The organism is Uliginosibacterium sp. H1 (assembly GCF_036017065.1).
Lineage (GTDB): Bacteria > Pseudomonadota > Gammaproteobacteria > Burkholderiales > Rhodocyclaceae > Uliginosibacterium.
Genome location: NZ_JAYXHR010000002.1, coordinates 1,315,599 through 1,338,536, shown reverse-complemented (window position 1 = coordinate 1,338,536; position 22,938 = coordinate 1,315,599). Strand labels below are relative to the sequence as shown.

Genomic DNA, 22,938 nt, shown 5'->3' with positions numbered 1-22,938 from the left:
CTTCAGCAGCGTCCTGAAGGCATTGAAGGTAAGACCATCGTGGAAGCCGTACTCCCTGCCGACATCGCCGAAACCAGCCTCTCCGGCAACGTCCTGAAGCTGCAGAAATTCCTGCTGCGGCAGGTCGGCCGCGCCATCGCCGACTTCGGCATGATCGAGGAAGGCGACCGCGTGATGGTGTGCTGCTCCGGCGGCAAGGACTCCTATACCTTGCTGACCTTGCTGTCGATCCTGCGCCAGCGCGCACCGATCGACTTCAGCATCGTCGCGATGAACCTCGACCAGAAGCAGCCTGGCTTCCCCGACGAGGTGTTGCCGCGCTACTTCGAGTCGATCGGCGTCGAGTACCGGATCGTCACCGAGGACACCTACTCCATCGTCAAGGGCAAGGTGCCGGAGGGCAAGACCACCTGCGCACTGTGTTCGCGCCTGCGCCGCGGCATCATCTACCGGACGGCGCGGGAAATCGGCGCGACGAAGATTGCGCTCGGCCACCACCGCGAGGACATCATCGAGACGCTGTTCCTCAACATGTTCTTCGGCGGCAAGCTCAAGGCCATGCCGCCGAAGCTGGTCAGCGACGACGGTCAGCACGTGGTGATCCGCCCGCTCGCCTACTGCAACGAACGCGACGTCGCGAAGTTTGCCCGCGCGATGGCGTACCCGATCATCCCGTGCAACCTCTGCGGTACGCAGGAAAACGCGCAGCGCAAGCAGATCAAGGCGATGCTCGCCGACTGGGAAACCCGCTTCCCGGGCCGCGTCGAGTCGATCACCACTGCCCTTCAGAACGTAGTGCCCTCGCATCTTGCGGATGGCAACCTGTACAACTTCAAGAGCCTGTCGCCCCTTGCAGACAGCGCCGGCGGTGACCTGGTTTTCGACCCCCCCGAACTCGATACCGGCAATACCGAACCGGTCGTCGCGCCCATCGTCTGGAACACCCGCGCCGACCCCTGGACCAAGCTGGAGTCACCCGAACAATGATAAGTAGCCCCGTATCCGAGACCTGCGTGGTGGTAGCCGAGGTCACGGGTGACAGCACCCTGGTCAGCAAGCTTGGCGAAACCGAAGCAGCGCGCGCCCGCGAACGTTGCCTGTCGCGCGCCGAGCGTTCCATCGAAGCCCATCAGGGCCAGACGCTGAAGAGCGAGGGCCGCCGGCTGGTTGCCGTCTTCCCGCGCTGTGACGCAGCGGTACTGGCTGCCAGCGACATCCGCGATCGCGTGGCGCAATTGCCACCGGTGTCCGGTGTGTCGCTGTCGGTACGCATCGGCGTCCACTGCGGCCCGAACGAAGGCGAGACCAGCAACCCCAGCAACGAGGCCGTCGAGATCGTCAACAATCTCGCCTCGGTGGCCTCGCCCGGCCAGATCCTGTTGTCCGGTGAAGCCTCGATGCACCTGCCGGAATCGGTGCGCGGCCAGATCGACACGCAGACCCAGCTGTCGGTGTCCTCCAACGGCTACGACCTGCCGATCTTCGAGTTGAAGACCGGCACGGCCGCCTTGCGCGAAGCCACGCTGCGCTCCCTGCCCGCGGCCGCACCGCGTGTCGAGGCGCCCACCAAGCCCGCCGAACCCTCGGCGCCGCGCTCGCGCCTCATGCTGCGCTACCTGAACCACAGTTTCGTGGTCAGCGAACTGCAGCCGGTGCTGCTGGCCGGGCGCGAGGAGGGCAATGATGTCGTCATCGGCGATCGCCGCGCCTCGCGTCACCATGCACGCATCGAATGGCGCTCGGGCCGCTACGTGCTGATCGACAACAGCACCAACGGCACCTACCTGGTGGACGACAGCGGCGTGGAGATCGTGCTGCGCCGTGGTGAATGCGACCTGCCACCTCGCGGCCGCGTGGGCCTGGGTTATTCGCCCAACGAGGTCGACGTCGACAGCATGATGTTCGATATCGGCCAGCGCTGAGACCGGTCACCCCTCCGCAAGGGAAGAAAAAAGGCCACGCAATGCGTGGCCTTTTTGTTGTCCTTCGCGTGCTGTCTGGCGTGAACACCCGCGAAGCACTGTCCCGTGTTTTCAGTGCTCGAAAGGGTCTTCCTGGTCCAGCACACTGCGCTGCCGGGCCACGAACTCCTGCGTGGAGTCGATGCCCCGCAACTGCAGGATGGTGTTGCGCACCGCCGCCTCCAGCAGCACCGCGAGGTTGCGGCCCGCCGCCACCGGCAGCACGGTGCGGCGTACGGGAACGCCGAGCACGTCCTGCATCTCGTCGTCCAGCGGCAGGCGCAGCGGTTCGTCGGCGGCGGAGCGACGTTGCAGGTGAACCACCAGCTTGAGCTTCATCTTCCGGCGACAGGCCGTCTCGCCGAAGATGGTGCGGATGTTCAGGATGCCGAGGCCGCGGACTTCCAGGAAATCCTTCAGCATCTCCGGGCAGCGACCTTCCAGCACGCCGGACGCCACCCGCGAGATCTCCACCACGTCGTCGGCCACCAGACCGTGCCCGCGCGAGATCAGCTCCAGGGCAAGCTCGGATTTGCCGGCACCGGAATCGCCGGTGATCAGCACGCCCACGCCCAGCACGTCCATGAAGACGCCGTGCAGCGAGACACGCTCGGCGAGCCGTCGCGCAAGGTAGCTGCGCATCACGTCGATGACGCGTGCGGACTCCATGGGTGAGGCCAGCAAGGGCACACCGACATCCTCGCAGTTGCGCCGGATGATGTCCGGCACCTCGCAGTCGTCGGCCACGATGATGCCCGGCGGCGCCGCGGCGAGGATGCCGAGCAGGTGGTGCTCCAGCTTGTCGCGCGCCTGACGGCGCGCCCAGACGAACTCCGCCTCGCCCATCACCTGCAGGCGCTGCGGATGGATGAGGTTCAGGTGACCGACGAGGTCAGCCGGCCATACCCGGTTGTCATGGATGGTGAGGTGCGTGTCGAGCCGGCCGGCGACGTGGCGCAGGCGCAACGCAGCACGGTTGGCCTCAAAGAGTTGAGCGACGCTCGTTCGCCGCATGCGGATCCCATTCGACAAAGAGGCTATGCATGGTGTCGGCGCTGTCGGCCGCCAGAAGATCGTCGCGGAAAGCGCGGTCGGAGAACATCTGGGCCAGTTCGGACAGCAGGCGCAGATGGGATTCGTTGGCCTGCTCCGGCACCAGCATCACGAAGATGAGGTTCACCGCGCGGCCATCCGGCGCATCGAACTGGATCGGGCTGGCCAGGCGGAAGAAAGCGCCCAGCGCTTCCTTCAAACCCTTGATGCGGCCGTGCGGAATGGCGATGCCCTGGCCCAGGCCGGTGGAGCCGAGCTTCTCGCGCTGGGTCAGCGAATCGATGATCGCGCTGCGCGACAGGCTGTTCTGGTTCTCGAAGATCAGTCCTGCCCGTTCAAAAACGCGCTTCTTGCTGTCGGCCTCCAGGTCGAGCAGCACGTTTTGCAGTGGCAGGATGTGGGAAATGAGGTTCATCCGGGGGAGGCTCTGACCGCGCTGTCACCAGTGGTGACGAGACGGTCGCTACTCGGCGTAAATGGACTGTCTGGGACTGTCGAAACTGTCGAGCTTTCCTGTCGGGCGTGGTGCAGCGGGATGGGACAGCAGAACCTTGGAGCAGGATAACCGGCCGAGGTGCAGGCAAGCGGGAATTATGCCCGACAACCCGGCCGGCCGGGCGGTCAGGGCTGGGCGGCTTGGTGCTTGATGGCGTCGCGCCCGTGGTCGAAGGACTTTTCCTTGTGCTTGACGACCTGGCGGTCGAGCTTGTCCGTCATGGCGTCGATGGCGGCGTAGAGGTCTTCCTCGGTCGCTTCGACGTGGATGTCCTTGCCGCGGACATGCAGGGTCACTTCGGCCTTCTGCTTGAGCTTCTCGACGGAGAGGATCACGTGGGTGGCGGTCACGTGGTCGAAATGGCGAATCACGCGTTCCAGCTTGCTGGTGACGAACTCACGGATGGCGGGGGTCACCTCAAGATGATGGCCGGTGATGTTGAGATTCATAGGGCACTCCTCTCAGATCGACTTGCGCTGACTGACCGGCGGGATATTGAGCGACTCGCGGTATTTCGCAATCGTCCGTCGCGCCACCACGATACCCTGCTGGCCCAACATCTCGGCAATCGTGGCGTCGGACAGGGGTTTTCTCCCGTCTTCACCTGCAACCATCTGGCGGATCAGCGCACGAATCGCCGTGGCAGAGCAGGCACCGCCCGTGTCGGTGGACACGTGAGAGCCGAAGAAATACTTCAGTTCGAACACGCCGCGCGGGCTGGCCATGTACTTCTGCGTGGTCACGCGCGACACCGTGGATTCGTGCAGCTCCAGTTCGTCGGCAATCTCCCTCAGGGTCAGCGGCCGCATGGCCACTTCGCCGTGGTCGAAGAACTGGTGTTGTCGTTCGACGATAGCCTGCGACACTCTGAGGATCGTGTCAAAGCGTTGTTGTACGTTCTTGATTAACCAGCGGGCTTCCTGTAGCTGGCCCGACAGGGCGCTGGCGGAACCACGGTTCTGCTGAAGGATGTCGGCGTAGACGCGGTGGATCCTCAGTTTCGGCATCGCCTCCGGGTTGAGGCTCGCCCCCCAGCGGCCGCGCGTCTTGCGGACGATGACGTCCGGCACGATGTAGCGCGGCTCCACGTGGGTGAACTGGGCGCCCGGGCGGGGGTTCAGCCGGGAAATCATGTCTTGCGCGGCGCGCAGGCCGTCGTCGTTGCAGCCCAGGCGGCGCTTGAGCTTGACGAAGTCGCGCGCGGCCAGCAGTTCGAGCTGGCCATCGACGATCTGCAGCGCCAGGCTGCGGGCACTGCATTCCGGGCAATTGCGCAGCTGCAGGGTCAGGCACTCCTGCAGGCTGCGTGCGCCGACGCCGACGGGGTCGAAGTGCTGCACATAGCGCAGCGCGATCTGCAGGTCATCGACTTCCACTTCCAGCTCGGGCGGAATCAGTTCGAGCAGTTCTTCCAGCGGGGTGTCGAGAAAGCCATCGTCATCCAGCGCCTCGATGAGGAAACGCACCAGCGCGCGGTCCCGGTCGGACAGGGCCATCAAGGCCACCTGGGCATCGAGGTGGTCACGCAACGACGTGGCGGCAGCCTGGAATTCCTGGAAGTCGGACTCGTCGTCGTCACCGCCATTGCGGCTGCCCGCTTCGGAACGCCACTCCGCGGCTTCGCCGAGATCGTCGTCGGAGGCCGCCTCGTAGGCCGCATCGATGGTCTCAGGCGGATCGACCGACACCGCCGGCTCGAAGTCCGCGTCCTCGCCGTTGCCGCTGGATTCGCGGATCTCCGCGAAGTCGCGCTCCTCGCGCTCCTCGTGGCGCGTGGCTTCGGCCTGCTCGACGCTGGCCACCGCTTCGGCGCCGCCCTCCTCACCGTCCTCGCGCTCCAGCATGGGGTTCTCCAGCAGGATGCGCTCGATTTCGGTGTTGAGCTCAAGCGTCGACAGCTGCAGCAAGCGGATGGACTGCTGCAGCTGCGGGGTCAGCGCGAGGTGCTGGGATATCTTGAGCTGGAGCGAGGGCTTCATGAATGAGACGGAAAACTTCTACAGGCGGAAATGTTCGCCCAGATACACCTGACGCACCTGTGCGTTTTGCACGATTTCGTCAGGACGGCCGCCAGCGAGCACCTCGCCGGAGTTGATGATGCAGGCGTGATCGCAGATACCCAGCGTCTCACGCACGTTGTGGTCGGTGATCAGCACCCCGATGCCGCGCGACTTCAGGTAGGCGATGATCTTCTGGATGTCGATCACCGCGATCGGGTCCACGCCGGCGAAGGGTTCGTCGAGCAGGATAAGCCGCGGGCTGGTCGCCAGCGCACGCGCGATCTCCACGCGGCGACGCTCGCCACCGGACAGCGACTGGGCGGTCGCGTCGCGCAGATGGCCGATGTTCAGCTCGTTGAGCAGCTCGTCCAGCCGGGCCCGCACTTCAGCCTTGCCCAGCTTCTGCAGCTCCAGCACGGCCATGATGTTCTCGGCGACCGTCAGCTTGCGGAAAACCGAGTTCTCCTGCGGCAGGTAGGACAGGCCCATCTGCGCGCGGCGATGAATCGGCGTGTGGGTCAGATCGGTGCCGTCCAGGTGGATCGCACCGCCGTCCGCGCGCACCAGCCCGACGATCATGTAGAAGCAGGTCGTCTTGCCCGCGCCATTGGGGCCGAGCAGGCCGACGACCTCGCCGCTGCCGACCTCGAAGGAAACGTCACGGACCACCGTGCGTTTCTTGTAGCGCTTGGAGAGCTGGGTAACCCTAAGCAGACTCATCGTTGAACGGCTCTTTCAGTACTTTGCGGATCAGTTCGCTGGTGAAGCCCCGCGACTGGAGGAAGCGCGCCTGACGGGCCCACTCGCGGGCGTCCTGCGGCTTGTCGCCGAATTTCTTCTGCCACACCGCGCGCAGGCGGGCCAGTTCGTCGCCACCGCCTTCATCGGCCAGGGTGGTGAGTGCATCGTCGATCAGCGCTTCGGCCACGCCGCGCCGTGCGAGTTCATTGCGCAGGCGCCCCACGCCATGTCGCTCGGCGCGACTGCGCACGAAGCTCTCGGCGTAGCGCGCATCGGACTGCAGTCCGGTCTCGGCGAGACGGTCGAGCAATGCCGACAGCATTTCAGGCTCCGCCTCGCCGCGCAGCTTGGCCGCCAGCTCGGCGCGCGAATGCTCGCGCCGGGCCAGCAGGCGCAAGGCCCGGTTGCGCAGGGCCGTCGCCGGAGAACTGCTCATCGCGAGGCATCCGCCAACGATCCGTCGATCAGGCCTGCTCGGCGGCAGGCAGCGCAACGACGCCCACCGCTTCGCGGATCTTGTTCTCGATCTCGCGGGAGATCTGCGGATTGGCGCGCAGGAACTCACGCGCGTTGTCCTTGCCCTGGCCGATCTTCTCGCCGTTGTAGGCATACCAGGCACCGCTCTTGTCGACGAACTTGTGCTCGACGCCCATATCGACGACTTCGCCTTCACGCGAAATGCCTTCGCCATACAGGATGTCGAAGTGGGCTTCCCTGAACGGCGGTGCCACCTTGTTCTTGACGACCTTCACCTTGGTTTCGGAGCCGATGACTTCTTCGTTCTTCTTGATCGTGCCGGTACGACGGATGTCCAGGCGTACGGAGGCGTAGAACTTCAGCGCGTTGCCGCCGGTGGTGGTTTCCGGGTTGCCGAACATCACGCCGATCTTCATGCGGATCTGGTTGATGAAGATGACCAGGGTGTTGGTGCGCTTGATGTTGCCGGTGAGCTTGCGCAGCGCCTGCGACATCAGGCGGGCCTGCAGACCGGGCAACTGGTCACCCATCTCGCCTTCGATTTCGGCCTTCGGCGTCAGTGCCGCCACCGAGTCGATGACCAGGATGTCCACGCCACCGGAGCGCACCAGCATGTCGGCGATTTCCAGCGCCTGCTCGCCGGTGTCCGGCTGCGAGATCAGGAGGTCGGCGACGTTCACGCCCAGCTTGGCGGCGTAGCCCACGTCCAGCGCATGCTCGGCGTCGATGAAGGCAGCGGTGCCGCCGATCTTCTGCATCTCGGCAATGACCTGCAGGGTCAGGGTCGTCTTGCCGGAGGATTCCGGGCCGTAGATCTCGACGACACGGCCACGCGGCAGGCCGCCGATGCCCAGGGCGATGTCCAGTCCCAGCGAGCCGGTGGACACGGACTGGATCTCCTCCTCCAGCTTGCCGTCGCCCATGCGCATGATGGAGCCCTTGCCGAACTGCTTCTCGATCTGGGAGAGCGCAGCCTGGAGCGCCTTCGCCTTGTTGTCGTCCATGTTTTTTCCTCGGGTTGATCGCGGCAAATTATGGCATAGCTCTTGCATTCAAGGCCGCCTTCCGGAGGCTGTGGAACTTTTCCTGTTTTTACGCTTTCCACGCCTCACAATTCGTTGCTTCGCCACCCGGCATTGCCGCAACATCAATAAGTTGTAGTGCCACAGCCTTCCATTCAAAGCAGCCTTGCCAAGGCTGGCAGAACGAAAACACCATGCTCAAGAAGCGCTTCGCCCCCCTCCTGCTGACAGCTTTACTGACGGCAGCCTGCAGTAACCAGCAAGACGATTCCGCCGGCACCAAGGACGCTCCCGGGAAGAGCGCGGCCGCCAGCCCGGCCTCCGGGCAAGGCGCCAGCGGGGGCAATCGCAACAAGCCGCAAATGGTCACCACCACGCAGACCACCCTGCGCAACCTGCCACTGGTACTGAGTGCACAGGGCAACGTGCTGTCGCTGGACGAGGTGGATGTGCGGGCGCAGAAGACCGGTACGGTCGCCCAGGTCCAGTTCAGCGAGGGGCAGGAAGTCCGTCGCGGCCAGGTCCTGTTCTCGCTGGACGACCGCGAGGATGCCGCCGCGGTGAAGCGCGCGGAAGCCGCGGTCGTCGGCGCCCGCGCCCAGCTCGACATCGCCGAGCGCGATCTCAAGCGTGCCCAAGACCTGTCGGCCCAGAACTTCGTGTCCTCCTCCGCGCTGGATACCGCCCGCAACAAGGTGGATTCCGCCCGCGCCGGCATGCAGGAGAACCAGGCGGCGCTGGAGCAGGCCAAGGTGGCACTCACCTACTCGGTGATCCGCGCACCCTTCGACGGTCGCGCCGGGCGCATCGACGTGCGGGTCGGCAGCCTCGTCACCACCACCACCCCGATGGTCAAGGTGTCGCGCATGCATCCCATCGGCGTGAGCTTCACGCTGCCCGAGCGCGACTTGCCGATGCTGCTGGCGTCGCAACGCGAAAAACCCGTCCGCGTGGAGGTGGAAACCGGCGACGGCCGCAAGGCGCCCGGCGAAGTGAGCTTCATCGACAGCACCGTGGACCGCGTGGCCGGCACCATCGCCATCAAGGCCCGCATCGACAACAACAGCCGCAACCTGTGGCCCGGCCAGTACGTGACCACGCGGGTCACCGTCGGCGAGCTGAAGGACGTGGTGGTCCTGCCCGCCCAGGCCATCGTCAACGGCCCGACGCATCGCTTCGTGTATGTGGTGAAGGACGACGCGACGGTGACGCCCCAGAACGTCGAGCTGCAGCGCATCGTGGACGGCCAGGCCGTCGTCACCGGCATCGGTGGCGGCGTGAAGATCGTGCTGGAAGGCGGCCAGAACCTGCGGCCCGGTGGTCGCATCGAGGAAGCTGCGCCGCTCGCAGCCAACGGCGAGTCGGCACCACGGAAGCGCCGCGACGGCAAGAAGGGTGGCAACGCAGGCAGTGGCGAAGGGAAGAACCCGACATGATGCTTGCCGAACAGTGCATCCGCCGGCCGGTTGCCACCGCGCTGGTGTGGATTGCCATCGTCATCGCCGGCGCAGTCGCCGTCACCAAGCTGCCGATCGCCGCGCTGCCGTCCTACGACCAGCCGACCATCAACGTCAGCGCCAACCTGTCGGGCGCCAGCCCGGAAACGATGGCGTCCTCGGTCGCCACGGTGATGGAACGGCAGTTCTCCACCATCCCGGGGCTGAAGACGATGACGTCTTCCAGCTCGCAGGGCAGCACCTCCATCACGCTGGAGTTCGACCCGGCGCGCAACATCGACTCCGCCGCCATCGACGTGCAGGCCGCGCTGTTCCGCGCCACGCGCCAGCTGCCGGATGACATGAGCAACCCGCCGGCGTACCGCAAGGTGAACCCGGCGGACGACCCCATCCTGTTCATCGCCATCAGTTCGCCGTCGCTGTCGCTGGCGGAGCTGAACGACTTCGCCGACAACCTGATCTCCCCGTCGCTGTCCACGCTCAACGGCGTGGCGCAGGTGAACATCAACGGCCAGAAGCGTTTCGCGGTGCGCGTGAAGGCCGACCCGGCCAAGCTGGCCGCCCGCGACCTCACGCTGTCGGACGTATCGAACGCGCTGCGCGCCGCCAACAGCAACGTGCCGGTCGGCACGCTGGAAGGGCCGCGCCAGACGCTGGTGCTGGCCACCAACGATCCGCTGAAGAACGCAGCCGAGTTTTCCAAGGTGGTGGTCGCCGTCAAGAACGGCCAGACCATCTACATGTCGGACGTCGCCACGCTGGAAGACAGCGTGGAGAACATCCGCAACGGCGCCTGGGTGGACAGCAAGCGCGCCATCACCCTGTCGGTGCTGCGCCAGCCGGACGCCAACACGGTGGCGGTGGTGGATGCCGTGCGCGCCGCCATTCCCACGCTCAAGTCGCAGTTGCCGGCATCGGTCGAGATCGAGGCCATCAACGACCGGTCGAAGTCGGTGCGCGAATCGATCCGCGACGTCAGCAGCCACATGATCATGACCATCGCCCTGGTGGTGATGGTCATCCTGCTGTTCCTGCGCCGGCTGTCCGCCACCATCATCCCCTCGCTGTCGCTGCCGGCCTCGTTGCTGGGCACGTTTGGCATCATGCTGTGGGCGGGTTACTCGCTGAACAACATCTCGCTGATGGGCCTCACCATCGCCGTGGGCCTGGTGGTCGACGACGCCATCGTGGTGCTGGAAAACATCGTCCGCCACGTCGAGAACGGCATGAAGCCCTTCCAGGCCGCCATCCGCGGCGCCCGCGAAGTGGGCTTCACCGTGGTGTCCATCTCGGTGTCGCTGGTCGCCGTGTTCATCCCCATCTTCTTCATGCCGGGCACCATCGGCCTGCTGTTCTTCGAGTTCGCCGCGGTGGTGTCGATTGCCATCGTCATCTCCGCGGCCGTCGCGCTGACGCTGATCCCGATGCTGGCCGCACGCTTCGTCAAACCGCACCACGACGACAAGCGCCCGCCTGCATGGAGCCGCTGGTTCGAAGCCGGTTTCAAGGCCACCCTGCATGGCTACCAGCGTTTGCTGGACTGGACCCTGCGCCATCGCGGCCTGATGCTGCTGCTGACGCTGGCAACCTGCGTCGGCACCGTGCTGCTCTACGTGTCGATGCCCAAGGGCTTCTTCCCCGAGGAGGACATCGGCCAGGTGCGCGTGTCGATCGAGGGCGCGCCGGATATTTCCTGGACCGCCATGGCGGAGATCCACGACCAGGTGCAGGCACGCATCACCAAGGACCCGGCCGTCGCGCAAAGCACCGCCTTCTTCGGTGGCGGTTCCAACCGCAGCGTGGTGTTCCTGACACTCAAGCCGAAGAACGAGCGCGGCAGCATGCAGTCGGTGCTGCAGAGCCTGCGCCGCGACGTCGCCGACCTGCCCGGCGTATCCGTCACCTTCTCGGCGGTGCAGAACCTGCGCGTCGGCGGACGCAGCTCGCGCAGCCGCTTCCAGTTCACCCTGCAGTCGGTCGACTACGCCGCGCTCAACGACTGGTCCGACCGCATGATGAGCCGCATGCGCGAATCTGAACTGCTGCGGGACATCAGCACCGACGCGGAACGCAGCGGGCTGCAGGCGCGCGTGGTGGTCGACCGCGAGCGCGCCCAGTCGCTGGGCGTGGACATGGCGGCCATCCGCGAAACGCTGAACGGGGCCTTCGGCGAACGCGAGGCGGCCAGCATCTACATGCCGCAGGACACCTTCAAGGTCATCCTCCAGCTGGACCCGGCCTACCGTGCCGACGAGCGCGGGCTGGAACAGCTCAAGGTCCGCGCCCGCAGCGGCCAGCTGGTGCCGATCGCGGCGTTCTCCAGCGTCGAGCGCGTGTCGGCGACGACCTCGGTCAACCACGAAGGGCAACTGCCGGCCATCACCCTGTCGTTCAACCTCGCGCCCGAGGTGACGCTGTCGCAGGCCATCGACGAGATCCGCGGCATGCAGACCGAACTGAACATGCCGAACCACATCTTCGGCAAGTTCGCCGGCGACGCCGCGGTGTTCCAGGAGTCGCAGACCAGCCAGCTGTGGCTGATCCTGATCGCCATCGCGGTGATCTACGTCGTGCTGGGCATCCTGTACGAAAGCTGGATCCATCCGATCACCATCCTGGCCGGCATTCCCTCCGCAGCCGTCGGTGCCTTGCTGTCCTTGAAACTGTTCGGACTGGAACTCACCTTCATCGCGATGGTGGGCATCCTGCTGCTGATCGGCATCGTGAAGAAGAACGCCATCATGATGATCGACTTCGCGCTGGAAGCTGAACGCAAGGAGGGCCGCAGCCCTGCCGACGCGATCCGCGAAGCCTGCCTGCTGCGCTTCCGCCCGATCATGATGACCACCCTGGCCGCCGCGATGGGCGCAGTCCCCATCGCCACCGGCCTGGGCGCCGGCGCCGAGCTGCGCCAGCCCCTGGGCATCGCCGTGCTGGGCGGCCTGATCTTCTCGCAGCTCATCACGCTGTTCATCACGCCAGCGCTGTATCTCGGCTTCGACTGGCTGCAGCGCAAGCTGGGCATCAGCGGCGGACAGGATCTGCACCGCAAGGCACATTGACTTGAAAGGGCCGCTACTGCGGCCCTTTTTTTTGCGCCGGCCTCAGCCTGCCCTCCAGCGATACCCCGTGCTTCCCTGAAGGGCAAAGCGGCGTCTGCGGCCTGCCGTCGATCGGCCAATTCGCGGCAAACGCGACATGCCGGCGGAATGACGACTGAGCGGACCCGTTTTCCGGCGGATAGGCCAGGATTGCCGAATTGCACGGCAGTCATGCGGTGCATACGCTTCGCGCTTTTTGTGGACACGCGCATGAAGCCCTCATTCATCCTCCTGCTGGCTGGCGCCAGCATCGCCCTGTCGGCCTGTGGCTCTGCCCCGAAGCGGGCGCAGGACAAGGAAGTCGTCATCAATGGTCAGAAGTTTGTCTTCGGCGGCGAGTACAAGACACGCGGCCGGGAACTCACGGTCACCGTGAACGGCGACCCCGTGATGCGCGGAAGCTTCGCGCCCTACACCCCGACCCAACGCCTTTCCGCCCAGTACCGCGGCACCGAGGTGGTGGCGAGCTGCTACTTCGGGTCCGTGCTGGGTGGCAGCGGCGGAAAGGTCGGCATCGTGGCGGGCGCCATCCAGGGCGCCAAAGGACGCAGCGCGGACAAGTGCGACATCCTGGCAGCAGGACAGCAGGTGGAGTCGCTCTACTTCTGATCCCTGCGTCCGGTCGGATGGCCTCTATCTGTCCGCCTGCAGCCCGCAGCCGCGTGCATGGTGTCAGCGGCAGGCTTGATGGAGGTCAAGCACGCTCGCGCCATGCCCTCGTCCTCCTCCAAACCTTCGCCGGAATCTGCAACCATGAGTCCCGGCCATGTCCGATGAAGGCGGGCCTTGCCGGCCTGCCTGTCCGATCACCGCGGTGGTCATCCACAAGCGTTAACCGACACATTTGAGCGATACCGCCCACACCGAGCACTACATCCGCGGTGGCGATCATCTCGTTACGCCGTGGCAGGCGCGCATACGCGTCAGTGCCTTCGTGCCGTTCTCGACTGTCGACTGGCCGGGCACCGCGTCGGCGGTGGTCTTCCTGCAGGGCTGCCCATGGCGTTGCGGCTACTGCCAGAACCCCGGGCTGCAATCACGTAGCGAACCGCCTGCCCTCACCTGGCAGCATGTCGAAAGTGCCCTGAGGCAACGCGCCGACAGCCTGGACGGCGTGGTCTTCTCCGGCGGGGAACCGACGACTGACCGGGCGCTGCCGAACGCCTTGCGCGCCGTGCTCGACATGGGCCTGCGCACCGGGCTGCATACCGGCGGCGCGTATCCGGACCGGCTTGCCGCCCTGCTCCCCTTGCTCGACTGGGTGGGCTTCGACATCAAGGCCGATGCCGCTCACTACGACAGCATCACCGGCGCCCGCGGCAGCGCTCTGCGTGCGATGCGCAGCGCACGCATGTTGCTGGCGAGCGGGGTGGCCTGCGAATTCCGCCTGACCTATCACAGCGCGCTGCTGAGCGAACTGGCGGTGCTGCGCGCGGCGGACCTGCTGACGACGCTGGGCGTACGCCGCTTCGTGCTGCAGGAGTTCAGGCCGGAAGGAGTGGTGACGGAGCTCCCGCCTCACGCCGGCATATCGCAGCACCTGCTGCGGGAGCTTGGCATGCGCTTCCCGTTGTTCGCCGTGCGCCGCGCGGACGGCGGCCCGGCCTGCGGTCAGATCTCGGGCAGGTAGAGTCCGTCCGTCGCGTCCGTTGCGGGCGCAAGCCGCTGCAACAGTCCGCGCAGTGCGTAGTGCGCTGCTTGCTCGCGCACGGCAGCGCGATCGCCATCGAAGTGGAAGCGCGCGACATTGACGCCGCCGACGATGTCCGCCCAGCCGATGACGACCGTTCCCACCGGCTTCTCCGCACTGCCGCCCGAGGGCCCGGCGATACCCGAGACCGCCACGGCAAGGTCGGCGTGCGAACGCGACAACGCGCCCAGCACCATCTCGTGCACGCAGGCCTCGCTCACCGCACCGTCCCGCGCCAGCGTGTCGGCACGCACACCCAGCAGTTCCATCTTGGCCTCGTTGGCATAGGTCACGAAGCCGCGCTCGAACCACGCCGAGCTGCCGGCGATTTCCGTCACCGCCGCGGCGATGAGTCCGCCCGTGCAGGACTCCGCACACGCCAGCCGCCAGCCGCGCGCGAGCAGTGCTTCGCCCAGATCACGCGCGAGAACGATCAGCTCGTCGTTCATGCCAGCACCCTCCAGGCGCAAGCCAGCAGCATGAGCGTGAACAGCGCCGCCACCAGGTCATCCAGCATCACGCCGAAGCCGCTCTTGAAGCGCGCGTCCAGCACACGGATCGGCCAGGGTTTCACGATGTCGAAGAAACGGAACACCAGCACACCGGCGAACTGCCAGATCCACGTTGCGGGCACCAGCCACAGCACCAGCCACACCGCGACGAACTCGTCCCACACCACGGCACCGTGGTCCATCGTGCCCAGCGCACGGCAGGTGTGCGCCACCATCACGCTGCCGGCCAGCAGGCAGACCAGCAGGAAGATGCCGAAGGACAGGTCGGACAGCTGCGGCTTGAGCAGCAGGAAGCCCGCCCAGGCGGCGAAGCTGCCGAAGGTGCCCGGTGCCTTCGGCGCGAGGCCGGAGCCCAGGCCCAGCGACAGGATGTGAGCGGGGTGGGACAGCATGAAGCGCAGCGTGGGAGCCGGCATGTCGTTTCGTTTCCTGTTGATCCGGCCGATGGGTTCAGTCGAAGGGTTCAGCCGAAGGGTTCAGCCGAAATGGTCGTAGCCCGCCCGGCCAACCGGTTGCAGCGTGCCATCGCGTGCGAGCAGACGCAGCCCCTCGCCGGACTGGCACTGGCCGATGCGCGTCAACGGCAGCTCGATGCGCTGGCCGATGGACGCAACCTGCTCGCGCAGTTCGGGCGCCGCCGTGAACACCAGCTCGTAGTCATCGCCACCCGCCGTCAGCGCCGCGCGCGCCGCAGGCTCGTCGCTGCAGGCCGCCAGCACCGGTGACCAGGGCAATGCCGCATCCTCGACGACAGCCGCCAGACGCGAGCGGGACAGGATGTGCCCCAGGTCACCCAGCAGGCCATCCGACACGTCCTGCATGGCACTTGCCACGCCGCGCAGCGCCAGGCCCAGTTCGACACGCGGCTGCGGACGATGCAGGCTGCGCAGGCATTGCGCCCTCGCCTCTTCCGCCAGCGGCAGGCCGTCGCGCAGATGGCGCAGCCCCAGCGCTGCCAGGCCCGGCGTACCGGACACCCAGATGTCATCGCCGGCGCGTGCGCCGTCGCGACGGATGGCCGCGGCCACCGGCACTTCGCCGATCACAGTCGGGCACAGGTTGAGGGGACCGCGGGTCGTGTCGCCGCCCGCCCAGTCCACGCCGAAGCGTGCGCAGCAGGCGGCAAAGCCCTCGGCGAACGCCGCCACCCAGGCCTCGTCGACCGCGGGCAGGGACAAGGCGAGGAACATCCAGCGGGGCTCCGCCCCCATCGCGGCCATGTCCGAGATGTTCACCGCGGCCGCTTTCCAGCCGAGATCGCCGGGGGCAGTGTCGGCGAAGAAGTGGGTGCCGGCCACCAGCATGTCGGTCGATACCGCGAGCTGCATGCCGGGCCGCGGCGTCATCAAGGCGGCGTCGTCACCCACCGCGAGATCGGTGTGCGCGACCGGCCGCGTGAAGTAGCGGCGGATCAGTTCGAATTCGGAGGGCTTCGTGTCGGGCATCGTGCTCAATCCATGCCGACGTAGCCGGGCTGCGCCTGCACGCGGGCCAGCCAGGCGCGGATCGCCGGATAGCGCTGCAGCTCGAAGCTGCCCTCTTCTGCCACGTGCGTGTAGCCGTACAGCGCGATGTCCGCCAGGCTGTAGTGGCCGCCGGCAAAGAAGTCCTCGCGGGCGAGCTGTTGCTCCATCACGTCCAGCGCACGGTAGCCGGGCGCCATCTTCTGCTGCAGCACCGCTTCCTTGTCTGCCGGTCGGCCAAGGTAGCGCACGATGTAGCGCGCCACGGCCACGTAGGGTTCATGGCTGTACTGCTCGAAGAACATCCACTGCAGCATGCGCGCATGCGCCAGCCTGTCGGTCGGGATCAGCGGCGTGCCGGCCGCGAGGTAGTGCAGGATGGCGCCGGACTCGGCGAGAAACTCACGACCGCCGGCGCCATTATCGAGTTCCAGCACGGGAATCTTGCCGTTGGGATTGCGCGCGAGGAAGGCATCGGTGTGCGTCTCGCGCCCGAGGATGTCGACGTGCTGCCAGACGTGCGGAATCTCCAGCTGCGACAACAACAACCGCAGCTTGTAGCAGTTGCCGGAATACACGTCGCCATACACCTTGAGCATGGATCAGCCTCGCGACAGGGCCGGGCGATGCCGGCCACGCAGGAAGGCGCCGCCCCACGCGACGCCTTCGTTCCTTCTTTGTTACTTGCGGCCGTGGGCCACTTCGGCCGCACGCAGGCGCGGCGCCAGCTTGTCGAGCACGCCGTTGACGTACTTGTGGCCGTCGCTGCCGCCGAACTGCTTGGCGAGCTCGATGGCTTCGTTGATGACGACGCGATACGGCGTCTCGATGCGGTGGGTCAGCTCGTAGGTGCCCAGCAGCAGGATGGCGCGCTCGATCGGCGACATCTCGTGGATGGGACGGTCCAGGTAGGGCGCGAACTCCGCCTCCAGCGCGTCGGCGTTCTGCGCCGCGCCGCGCAGCAGCACCAGCATCAGCGGTCGGTCGGCGCGCGACCAGTCTTCGCTTTCCGCTTCCAGATGCTGCTCGATCATCGGCAGCGAGTTGCCGCTCATGCGCCACTGGTAGAGGCCCTGCATCGCCAGTTCGCGCGCTAGGTGACGCGGCGTGCGCTTGGTGTCGGCGGGCTTGTCCTGCTTGTTGTCGCTCATGGTCGGATCGCTTTCAGAAGATGGGCCATCTCGATGGCGACCTGTGCGCAGTCACGGCCCTTGCCGTGCATGCGCGCGATGGCCTGGTCGTCGTCCTCGGTGGTGAGTACGCCGTTGGCGATGGGCACACCGGTGTCCAGCGTCACGCGGGTGATGCCGGCGGCCATTTCGTTGGAGACGATCTCGAAGTGGTAGGTGTCACCGCGGATCACCGCGCCGAGTGCTACCAGCGCGTCGTAGCGGCCGCTACGCGCGAGTTGCTGCAGGGTGAGCGGCAGCTCCAGCGCGCCGGGCACGGTGGCCACCAGCATGTGCTCGGGGGCCACGCCGCGCTCCAGCAACTCGGTGACACAGGCGGACAGCAGGCCGTCGCCGATGTCTGCATTGAAGCGGCCGAGCACGACGGCGACGCGCAGGCCGTTGCCGCGCAGGTTGGGTTCGATCTCGGGGACGTGTTCGAAACGGGGCATGTCAGTTTTCCGGGGAGAGATAGCCGGTGACCTCGAGGCCGAAACCGGTCATGTTGGGAATGCGCAGCGGGGTGGACAGCACGCGCATCTTGCCGACGCCGAGATCGCGCAGGATCTGTGCGCCGATGCCGAAGATGCGCTGGTCCCACTTCACGTTGGGGCGCGGCACGTCGGGACAGCCCAGCGTCGCCAGCACTTCCTCCCGGCTCTGGTCGCGCCGCAGCAGCACCAGCACACCGTGACCATTGGCGGCGATGCGCGCCAGCGCGGCGTCGACGGTGAAACTGTGGCGCGTGCTGCCGGGGTCGATGAAGTCCAGCACCGACACCGGCTCATGCACGCGCACCAGCGTTTCGACGCCGGGCTGGATGTCGCCGCGCCACATCGCGAGATGGATCTCGCCGGACACCTTGTCTTCGTAGGCCGCGAGCTGGAAGTCACCGTGCGCGGTGGGCACGGTCTTCTCGGCGACGCGCTCCACCAGCTTCTCGGCGGCGGCGCGGTAGTTGATCAGGTCGCGGATCGCGCCGATCTTCAGGCCGTGCTCCTTCGCGTATTCCACGAGGTCCGGCAGGCGGGCCATGCTGCCGTCGTCCTTGAGGATCTCGCAGATGACCGCGGCCGGCTCCAGCCCGGCCATCTGCGCCAGGTCACAGCCTGCCTCGGTGTGACCGGCACGCACCAGCACGCCGCCGGGCTGCGCCATCAGCGGGAAGATGTGGCCGGGCTGCACGATGTCGCTGGGGCGCGCATTCGGCGCCACCGCCGCCTGCACGGTGCGCGAACGGTCATGCGCGGAAATGCCGGTCGTGACGCCTTCCGCCGCTTCGATGGAGGTCGTGAAGGCGGTGCCGTGCGGCGAGCCGTTGTCACGCACCATCAGGCCCAGGCCCAGCTTCTTGCACCGCGCCTCGGACAAGGTCAGGCAGATGAGGCCGCGAGCATGCTTGGCCATGAAGTTGATGGCTTCCGGCGTGCAGTGCTGGGCGGCGATGACGATATCGCCTTCGTTCTCGCGGTCCTCGTCGTCGATGAGGATGACCATCTTGCCCAGGCGAATATCCTCGACGATTTCGAGGACGGGCGACAGGACGCTGCCTGCGGTGCTGCTCATTGTTCTTCCTTCTTCCAGGCCAGCATGCGCTCGACATAGCGGGCAATCAGGTCGATCTCCAGGTTCACGCGACTGCCGGCCTGCAACTGCTTCAGCGTGGTGACCTGCACGGTGTGCGGGATCAGGTTGATTGAAAAATCGGTGCCCTGCACCCAGTTGACGGTCAGGCTGACGCCATTGACCGTGATCGAACCCTTGCGGGCGATGTAACCGGCCAGCTCGCGCGGGGAACGGATCACCAGTTCATGACTCTCACCGACGGGCTCGAACTTCAGCACCTCGCCGACGCCATCGACATGGCCGCTCACCAGGTGACCGCCGATGCGGTCGGTGAGCTGCATGGCCTTCTCGAGGTTCAGTTCGCCGCCGGCCTTTTCCAGGCCGGTGGTCCAGTTGAGCGACTCGCGGGATACGTCGAACTTCAGCGTGCTGCCGGCGCGTTCGATGACGGTGAGGCACACGCCGTTGCAGGCGATCGAGTCGCCCAGCGCGACATCGGCGATATCCCACGCGCCGGTGTCGACCGTCAGGCGCAGGCCGTCCTGCAGGGGCGCCGCCTCGACGATGCGACCGGTGGTGGCAACGATTCCAGAGAACATGGGAAGAAAGAATGCAAAAAGATGAAGCAGGAAAGATGCGCTACCGCAAACCTCTGACGATCCGCGAACGCATGCAACAGCTTGAGGGAACGGCGGATTTTACTGCAAACCGCGCCGCGGGTCGCCCCCGGGAGCGAACGGGCACGCCGTGGGCTGATGTAAGATCGACCTCCCAGCACCCGTCCGCTGCAGCGTGAAAGGACTCCAAAGATGGTGCCCCGTCTCACCACGGCCCTGAACGGCCCGCTGCTCGAACTCGAGCGCAAATTCCTGGACCACACCACGACCATCGAGCAGTGGTTCCGCATGCAATGGCTGGACCACCTGCCGCCGTTCTACGGCTCGGTGGACCTGCGCAACAGCGGTTACAAACTCGCGCCAGTCGACACGAATCTTTTCCCGGGTGGCTTCAACAACCTCAACCCCGCTTTCCTGCCGCTATGCGTGCAGGCGGCCAACGCGGCGGTGGAGCGCATCTGTCCGGACGCCCAGCAACTGCTGCTGATCCCGGAGAACCACACCCGCAACCAGTTCTACCTGCAGAACGTCGCCCGCCTGGTGAGCTTGCTCGGCCACACCGGGCTGACCGTGCGCATCGGCTCGCTGCTGCCCGAAGTCACCACGCCGACCCGCATCGAGCTGGCCAACGGTGAGTCCCTGTTGCTGGAGCCGCTGGTGCGCAAGGGCTCGCGACTGGGCCTGGACGGCTTCGACCCCTGTGCGATCCTGCTCAACAACGACCTGTCGGCCGGCGTGCCGGAAATCCTGCAGGGCCTCGACGGCCAGTGGCTGATCCCGCCGCTGCACGCCGGCTGGCACCAGCGCCGCAAATCCGGCCACTTCGCCGCCTACGACCAGGTGGCAAACGGCTTCGCCGAACGACTCGGGCTGGACCCGTGGTTGCTCAACCCCTACTTCGGCCGCTGCGGCCAGATCAACTTCCACGAGCGCACCGGCGAGGACTGCCTGGCCGGGCAGGTGGACATGCTGCTGACGCGCATCCGCGCCAAGTACAAGGAGTACGGCGTCGACGAAAAGCCTTTCGTCATCGTCAAGGCCGATGCCGGCACCTATGGCATGGGCGTGATGACGGTGCATGACGCCAGCGAGGTGAAAGACCTCAACCGTCGCCAGCGCAACAAGATGAGCGTGGTGAAGGAAGGCATGCAGGTCACCGAGGTGATCATCCAGGAAGGCGTGCATACCTTCGAGACCATCAGCGGCGGCGTGGCCGAGCCGGTGGTGTACATGATCGACCACTACGTCGTGGGCGGCTTCTACCGCGTGAACAACGACCGCGGCCGCGACGAGAACCTCAATGCCCCCGGCATGCACTTCGAGCCGCTGGCCTTCGACAGCCCGTGCAGCGTACCGGACTGCCGCCAGGCGCCGGACGAAGGTCCCAACCGCTTCTACGCCTATGGCGTGGTGGCCCGCCTGGCCCTGCTGGCCGCCTCGGTCGAGCTGGAGCAGACCGCCCCGGCGGAAGCGGTGGTGGCCTGAGGATGGCGACAGGCATGCGCATCGCCTTCATCGTCGATCCGATCGAGAAGCTCAAGGCCTACAAGGACTCCAGCATCGCCATGATGCGTGCCGCGCAGGCGCGCGGCCACGCCGTGTACAGCATCGGCCGCGACAGCCTGAGCGTGCGCGACGGCCTGGTCAGCGCACGCGCCACCGCCCTGGCCCTGCACGATGACGACCATCACTGGTACGTGAGCGGCGAGACCGCGCAGGAAGCGCTGCGCAGCTTCGACGCCGTGTTGATGCGCCAGGATCCGCCTTTCGACGCCGAGTACGTGGCCGCCACCTGGATGCTGGAACGTGCAGTCGCGCAGGGCGCCAAGGTGTGGAACGACCCGCGCGCGATCCGCGACCACTCGGAGAAACTCTCCATCTCCGAGTTCCCGCAGTTCACGCCGACCACCCTGGTCGCGCGCGACGCGGGCGACCTCAACGCCTTCATCGACGAGCAGCAGGACGCCATCCTCAAGCCGCTGGACGGCATGGGCGGCATCGGCATCTTCCGGGTGCGCGCCGACGACCCCAACCGCAACGCCATTGTCGAGACGCTGACCGACAACGGCCGGCGCACGATCATGGCGCAGGGCTATCTGCCGCAGATATCGGAAGGTGACAAGCGCGTGCTGCTGGTGGGCGGCGAAGTCATGCCCTACAGCCTCGCCCGCATTCCGAAGGCTGGCGAAACGCGCGGCAACCTCGCCGCGGGCGGCCGCGGTGTGGCGATGCCGCTGACCGACGAGGAACGCGCGGTCGCCGAGGCGCTGGCTACGCCGCTGTGGGCGCGCGGCCTGCTGATCGTGGGCCTTGACCTCATCGGCGGCAGGCTGACCGAGATCAACGTCACCAGCCCCACCTGCATGGTCGAGATCCGCCAGCAGACGGGCTACGACATCGCCACCAAGGTCATCGAAGCGCTGGAAGCCACGCAGTAAGCCGCGGGCCGCCGCGCATGGCCCGCAAGGGCACGCTGCCCGTCGCTAGCGTGTCGGCATAATCCCCTCCACGTCACAATGATTCTCCAGGGAGGGGAACGATGGATCTGAGCGAGACCCACGACGCAGTGGGCAACACCCAGGAATACAGGCTGTCCTTCACCGGCAGCGGCGGCGACTACTTCAGGATCTGGATCGTCAACCTGCTGCTGAGCATCTGCACGCTGGGCATCTATTCCGCCTGGGCCAAGGTGCGACGCCTGCAGTATTTCCATCGGAATACCCTGCTGGCCGGCTCCGGCTTCGACTACCACGGCAACCCGGTCGGCATCCTCAAGGGCCGCCTGCTGGTGTTCGGCATCTTCGTGATCTATCAGGTAGCCGGTTTCAGCGGCTCGCTCGGTCTGGTCTACGCCGTGCTGGGCCTGGTCTTCCTCATCAGCCCGTGGATGATCCGCCAGGCGCTGCGCTTCCGGGCCTGGAACACCAGTTACCGCGGCCTGCGCTTCCATTTCGCCGGCACCTTGGGCGAAGCGTTCCGTGCCTATGTCGGCCGTGGCCTGGCCACTGCGATCACCCTGGGTCTGGCCGCCCCGTGGGCCATGCAAGGGCAGGCGCGCTACAAGATGAACAACCTGTTCTTCGGTCAGAGCAACTTCGAAATGACCGCGACGGTGGGTGACTACTACAAGGTCTTCCTGAAGATCCTCGGCCTGATGCTGCTCGCCCTCGCGATCTCGTTCGGCGCCATATTCCTGAGCTATCTGCCGATGGCGGGTTTCGCGCCTGGCGTTACACCTGATGGTGTTGCCATCGGCATCATCGGCGTCGTCGCGTTCTATTTCGTCGTGTTCTTCCTCATCGGCCCCTATGCCTGGTCTCGCCTGCTGAACCTCGTGTGGAACAACAGCACGCTGGGCCGCATCCGCTTCGTGTCGACGGTACGCGCGCGCGGTCTGTTGTGGATCAGCCTGACCAACCTGCTGGGCCTGATCCTGACGCTGGGGTTCTACTGGCCCTGGGCAGTCGTGCGTCTGGCGCGCTACCGCGCCGAGCACACCGCACTGCTCGCCGATGGCGGGCTGGACGACTTCCTCGCCCATGCCGAGCAGGACGTCGGCGCCACCGGGGAGGAAGCTGCAGACTGGCTGGACCTCGACCTGGGACTGTAGGCG

General features: G+C 66.2%; 24 protein-coding genes. 9 read left to right on the top strand and 15 right to left on the bottom strand.

Going from position 1 to position 22,938, the window contains the following annotated elements:
* Positions 1-39 precede the first annotated feature (39 nt).
* Together ttcA and VVD47_RS15680 are read left to right on the top strand one after the other, a co-directional pair.
* Complete coding sequence (ttcA, locus tag VVD47_RS15685; protein WP_327604428.1) at positions 40-987, top strand: tRNA 2-thiocytidine(32) synthetase TtcA; 948 nt, start codon at positions 40-42, stop codon at positions 985-987.
* On the top strand, positions 984-1,922 hold the full coding sequence (locus VVD47_RS15680) for an FHA domain-containing protein (RefSeq protein WP_327604427.1): 939 nt from the start codon (positions 984-986) through the stop codon (positions 1,920-1,922). Before ttcA ends, VVD47_RS15680 begins: the two co-directional genes overlap by 4 nt.
* A gap of 111 nt (positions 1,923-2,033) precedes the next feature.
* Here the strand turns inward: VVD47_RS15680 and hprK are convergent, their stop codons facing one another.
* The 7 genes from hprK to recA all read right to left on the bottom strand — a co-directional run bounded on the left by hprK (position 2,034) and on the right by recA (position 7,732).
* Complete coding sequence (gene hprK / locus VVD47_RS15675; RefSeq protein ID WP_327604426.1) at positions 2,034-2,975, bottom strand: HPr(Ser) kinase/phosphatase; 942 nt, start codon at positions 2,973-2,975, stop codon at positions 2,034-2,036.
* Positions 2,944-3,429 (bottom strand): PTS IIA-like nitrogen regulatory protein PtsN, encoded by a 486-nt coding sequence (gene ptsN, locus VVD47_RS15670; protein ID WP_327604425.1) that lies wholly within the window; start codon positions 3,427-3,429, stop codon positions 2,944-2,946. Before ptsN ends, hprK begins: the two co-directional genes overlap by 32 nt.
* A 206-nt stretch (positions 3,430-3,635) precedes the next feature.
* Positions 3,636-3,959, bottom strand: a complete 324-nt coding sequence (gene hpf / locus VVD47_RS15665; RefSeq protein WP_327604424.1) for a ribosome hibernation-promoting factor, HPF/YfiA family — start codon at positions 3,957-3,959, stop codon at positions 3,636-3,638.
* 12 nt (positions 3,960-3,971) lie between these two features.
* Positions 3,972-5,489 carry an RNA polymerase factor sigma-54 gene (locus VVD47_RS15660; RefSeq protein ID WP_327604423.1) on the bottom strand — a complete coding sequence of 506 codons (1,518 nt, stop codon included), beginning with the start codon at positions 5,487-5,489 and terminating at the stop codon, positions 3,972-3,974.
* 18 nt (positions 5,490-5,507) lie between these two features.
* The gene (gene lptB, locus VVD47_RS15655; protein ID WP_327604422.1) at positions 5,508-6,230 is read right to left on the bottom strand and encodes an LPS export ABC transporter ATP-binding protein; all 723 of its coding nucleotides are present in this window, start codon (positions 6,228-6,230) and stop codon (positions 5,508-5,510) included.
* Positions 6,217-6,687: a recombination regulator RecX gene (recX, locus tag VVD47_RS15650; RefSeq protein WP_327604421.1), complete on the bottom strand. Its 471-nt coding sequence runs from the start codon at positions 6,685-6,687 to the stop codon at positions 6,217-6,219. Before recX ends, lptB begins: the two co-directional genes overlap by 14 nt.
* Before the next feature lie 28 nt (positions 6,688-6,715).
* Complete coding sequence (gene recA / locus VVD47_RS15645; protein ID WP_327604420.1) at positions 6,716-7,732, bottom strand: recombinase RecA; 1,017 nt, start codon at positions 7,730-7,732, stop codon at positions 6,716-6,718.
* A 212-nt stretch (positions 7,733-7,944) separates the two neighbouring features.
* On the opposite strand from recA, the gene VVD47_RS15640 reads away from it, so the two are divergent.
* The 4 genes from VVD47_RS15640 (at position 7,945) to VVD47_RS15625 (ending at position 13,938) form a co-directional block, all read left to right on the top strand.
* The gene (locus VVD47_RS15640; RefSeq protein ID WP_327604419.1) at positions 7,945-9,186 is read left to right on the top strand and encodes an efflux RND transporter periplasmic adaptor subunit; all 1,242 of its coding nucleotides are present in this window, start codon (positions 7,945-7,947) and stop codon (positions 9,184-9,186) included.
* Positions 9,183-12,269, top strand: coding sequence for an efflux RND transporter permease subunit (locus VVD47_RS15635; RefSeq protein ID WP_327604418.1), 3,087 nt, complete (start codon positions 9,183-9,185; stop codon positions 12,267-12,269). Before VVD47_RS15640 ends, VVD47_RS15635 begins: the two co-directional genes overlap by 4 nt.
* 249 nt (positions 12,270-12,518) lie before the next feature.
* Positions 12,519-12,917: a hypothetical protein gene (locus VVD47_RS15630; RefSeq protein ID WP_327604417.1), complete on the top strand. Its 399-nt coding sequence runs from the start codon at positions 12,519-12,521 to the stop codon at positions 12,915-12,917.
* Between the two features lie 235 nt (positions 12,918-13,152).
* Positions 13,153-13,938 (top strand): anaerobic ribonucleoside-triphosphate reductase activating protein, encoded by a 786-nt coding sequence (locus VVD47_RS15625; protein ID WP_327604416.1) that lies wholly within the window; start codon positions 13,153-13,155, stop codon positions 13,936-13,938.
* Here the strand turns inward: VVD47_RS15625 and pncC are convergent.
* The 8 genes from pncC to VVD47_RS15585 all read right to left on the bottom strand — a co-directional run bounded on the left by pncC (position 13,920) and on the right by VVD47_RS15585 (position 19,307).
* On the bottom strand, positions 13,920-14,447 hold the full coding sequence (gene pncC, locus VVD47_RS15620; RefSeq protein ID WP_327604415.1) for a nicotinamide-nucleotide amidase: 528 nt from the start codon (positions 14,445-14,447) through the stop codon (positions 13,920-13,922). The genes VVD47_RS15625 and pncC overlap by 19 nt on opposite strands.
* Positions 14,444-14,926 carry a phosphatidylglycerophosphatase A family protein gene (locus VVD47_RS15615; protein ID WP_327604414.1) on the bottom strand — a complete coding sequence of 161 codons (483 nt, stop codon included), beginning with the start codon at positions 14,924-14,926 and terminating at the stop codon, positions 14,444-14,446. The genes pncC and VVD47_RS15615 overlap by 4 nt, the downstream gene beginning before the upstream one ends.
* Positions 14,927-14,986: 60 nt before the next feature.
* Positions 14,987-15,955: a thiamine-phosphate kinase gene (gene thiL, locus VVD47_RS15610; RefSeq protein ID WP_327604413.1), complete on the bottom strand. Its 969-nt coding sequence runs from the start codon at positions 15,953-15,955 to the stop codon at positions 14,987-14,989.
* Between the two features lie 5 nt (positions 15,956-15,960).
* Positions 15,961-16,572, bottom strand: coding sequence for a glutathione S-transferase family protein (locus VVD47_RS15605; RefSeq protein ID WP_327604412.1), 612 nt, complete (start codon positions 16,570-16,572; stop codon positions 15,961-15,963).
* 81 nt (positions 16,573-16,653) lie between these two features.
* A complete protein-coding gene (gene nusB / locus VVD47_RS15600) occupies positions 16,654-17,124 on the bottom strand; it encodes a transcription antitermination factor NusB (protein WP_327604411.1) in 471 nt (156 codons plus the stop codon).
* Complete coding sequence (gene ribH, locus VVD47_RS15595) at positions 17,121-17,594, bottom strand: 6,7-dimethyl-8-ribityllumazine synthase (protein WP_327604410.1); 474 nt, start codon at positions 17,592-17,594, stop codon at positions 17,121-17,123. Before ribH ends, nusB begins: the two co-directional genes overlap by 4 nt.
* A 1-nt stretch (position 17,595) precedes the next feature.
* Complete coding sequence (gene ribBA, locus VVD47_RS15590) at positions 17,596-18,708, bottom strand: bifunctional 3,4-dihydroxy-2-butanone-4-phosphate synthase/GTP cyclohydrolase II (RefSeq protein WP_327604409.1); 1,113 nt, start codon at positions 18,706-18,708, stop codon at positions 17,596-17,598.
* Entirely contained in the window at positions 18,705-19,307 is a 603-nt protein-coding gene (locus VVD47_RS15585) for a riboflavin synthase (protein WP_327604408.1), read from the bottom strand. The genes ribBA and VVD47_RS15585 overlap by 4 nt, the downstream gene beginning before the upstream one ends.
* Before the next feature lie 210 nt (positions 19,308-19,517).
* Here VVD47_RS15585 and gshA point away from each other — a divergent pair, with 210 nt between their 5' ends.
* From gshA to VVD47_RS15570, 3 genes are all read left to right on the top strand, one after another.
* On the top strand, positions 19,518-20,810 hold the full coding sequence (gene gshA, locus VVD47_RS15580) for a glutamate--cysteine ligase (protein WP_327604407.1): 1,293 nt from the start codon (positions 19,518-19,520) through the stop codon (positions 20,808-20,810).
* A 2-nt stretch (positions 20,811-20,812) separates the two neighbouring features.
* Positions 20,813-21,763 (top strand): glutathione synthase, encoded by a 951-nt coding sequence (gene gshB / locus VVD47_RS15575; protein WP_327604406.1) that lies wholly within the window; start codon positions 20,813-20,815, stop codon positions 21,761-21,763.
* 101 nt (positions 21,764-21,864) lie between these two features.
* The gene (locus VVD47_RS15570; protein WP_327604405.1) at positions 21,865-22,935 is read left to right on the top strand and encodes a YjgN family protein; all 1,071 of its coding nucleotides are present in this window, start codon (positions 21,865-21,867) and stop codon (positions 22,933-22,935) included.
* The last annotated feature ends 3 nt before the right edge of the window (positions 22,936-22,938 follow it).

Bases quoted from the DNA above. Each gene is read 5' to 3' on its own strand.
- VVD47_RS15680 (WP_327604427.1), top strand. From the start codon at position 984: ATGATAAGTAGCCCCGTATCCGAGACCTGCGTGGTGGTAGCCGAGGTC.
- hprK (WP_327604426.1), bottom strand. From the start codon at position 2,975: ATGCGGCGAACGAGCGTCGCTCAACTCTTTGAGGCCAACCGTGCTGCG.
- ptsN (WP_327604425.1), bottom strand. From the start codon at position 3,429: ATGAACCTCATTTCCCACATCCTGCCACTGCAAAACGTGCTGCTCGAC.
- hpf (WP_327604424.1), bottom strand. From the start codon at position 3,959: ATGAATCTCAACATCACCGGCCATCATCTTGAGGTGACCCCCGCCATC.
- VVD47_RS15660 (WP_327604423.1), bottom strand. From the start codon at position 5,489: ATGAAGCCCTCGCTCCAGCTCAAGATATCCCAGCACCTCGCGCTGACC.
- lptB (WP_327604422.1), bottom strand. From the start codon at position 6,230: ATGAGTCTGCTTAGGGTTACCCAGCTCTCCAAGCGCTACAAGAAACGC.
- recX (WP_327604421.1), bottom strand. From the start codon at position 6,687: ATGAGCAGTTCTCCGGCGACGGCCCTGCGCAACCGGGCCTTGCGCCTG.
- recA (WP_327604420.1), bottom strand. From the start codon at position 7,732: ATGGACGACAACAAGGCGAAGGCGCTCCAGGCTGCGCTCTCCCAGATC.
- VVD47_RS15640 (WP_327604419.1), top strand. From the start codon at position 7,945: ATGCTCAAGAAGCGCTTCGCCCCCCTCCTGCTGACAGCTTTACTGACG.
- VVD47_RS15635 (WP_327604418.1), top strand. From the start codon at position 9,183: ATGATGCTTGCCGAACAGTGCATCCGCCGGCCGGTTGCCACCGCGCTG.
- VVD47_RS15630 (WP_327604417.1), top strand. From the start codon at position 12,519: ATGAAGCCCTCATTCATCCTCCTGCTGGCTGGCGCCAGCATCGCCCTG.
- pncC (WP_327604415.1), bottom strand. From the start codon at position 14,447: ATGAACGACGAGCTGATCGTTCTCGCGCGTGATCTGGGCGAAGCACTG.
- VVD47_RS15615 (WP_327604414.1), bottom strand. From the start codon at position 14,926: ATGCCGGCTCCCACGCTGCGCTTCATGCTGTCCCACCCCGCTCACATC.
- thiL (WP_327604413.1), bottom strand. From the start codon at position 15,955: ATGCCCGACACGAAGCCCTCCGAATTCGAACTGATCCGCCGCTACTTC.
- VVD47_RS15605 (WP_327604412.1), bottom strand. From the start codon at position 16,572: ATGCTCAAGGTGTATGGCGACGTGTATTCCGGCAACTGCTACAAGCTG.
- nusB (WP_327604411.1), bottom strand. From the start codon at position 17,124: ATGAGCGACAACAAGCAGGACAAGCCCGCCGACACCAAGCGCACGCCG.
- ribH (WP_327604410.1), bottom strand. From the start codon at position 17,594: ATGCCCCGTTTCGAACACGTCCCCGAGATCGAACCCAACCTGCGCGGC.
- ribBA (WP_327604409.1), bottom strand. From the start codon at position 18,708: ATGAGCAGCACCGCAGGCAGCGTCCTGTCGCCCGTCCTCGAAATCGTC.
- VVD47_RS15585 (WP_327604408.1), bottom strand. From the start codon at position 19,307: ATGTTCTCTGGAATCGTTGCCACCACCGGTCGCATCGTCGAGGCGGCG.
- gshA (WP_327604407.1), top strand. From the start codon at position 19,518: ATGGTGCCCCGTCTCACCACGGCCCTGAACGGCCCGCTGCTCGAACTC.
- gshB (WP_327604406.1), top strand. From the start codon at position 20,813: ATGGCGACAGGCATGCGCATCGCCTTCATCGTCGATCCGATCGAGAAG.
- VVD47_RS15570 (WP_327604405.1), top strand. From the start codon at position 21,865: ATGGATCTGAGCGAGACCCACGACGCAGTGGGCAACACCCAGGAATAC.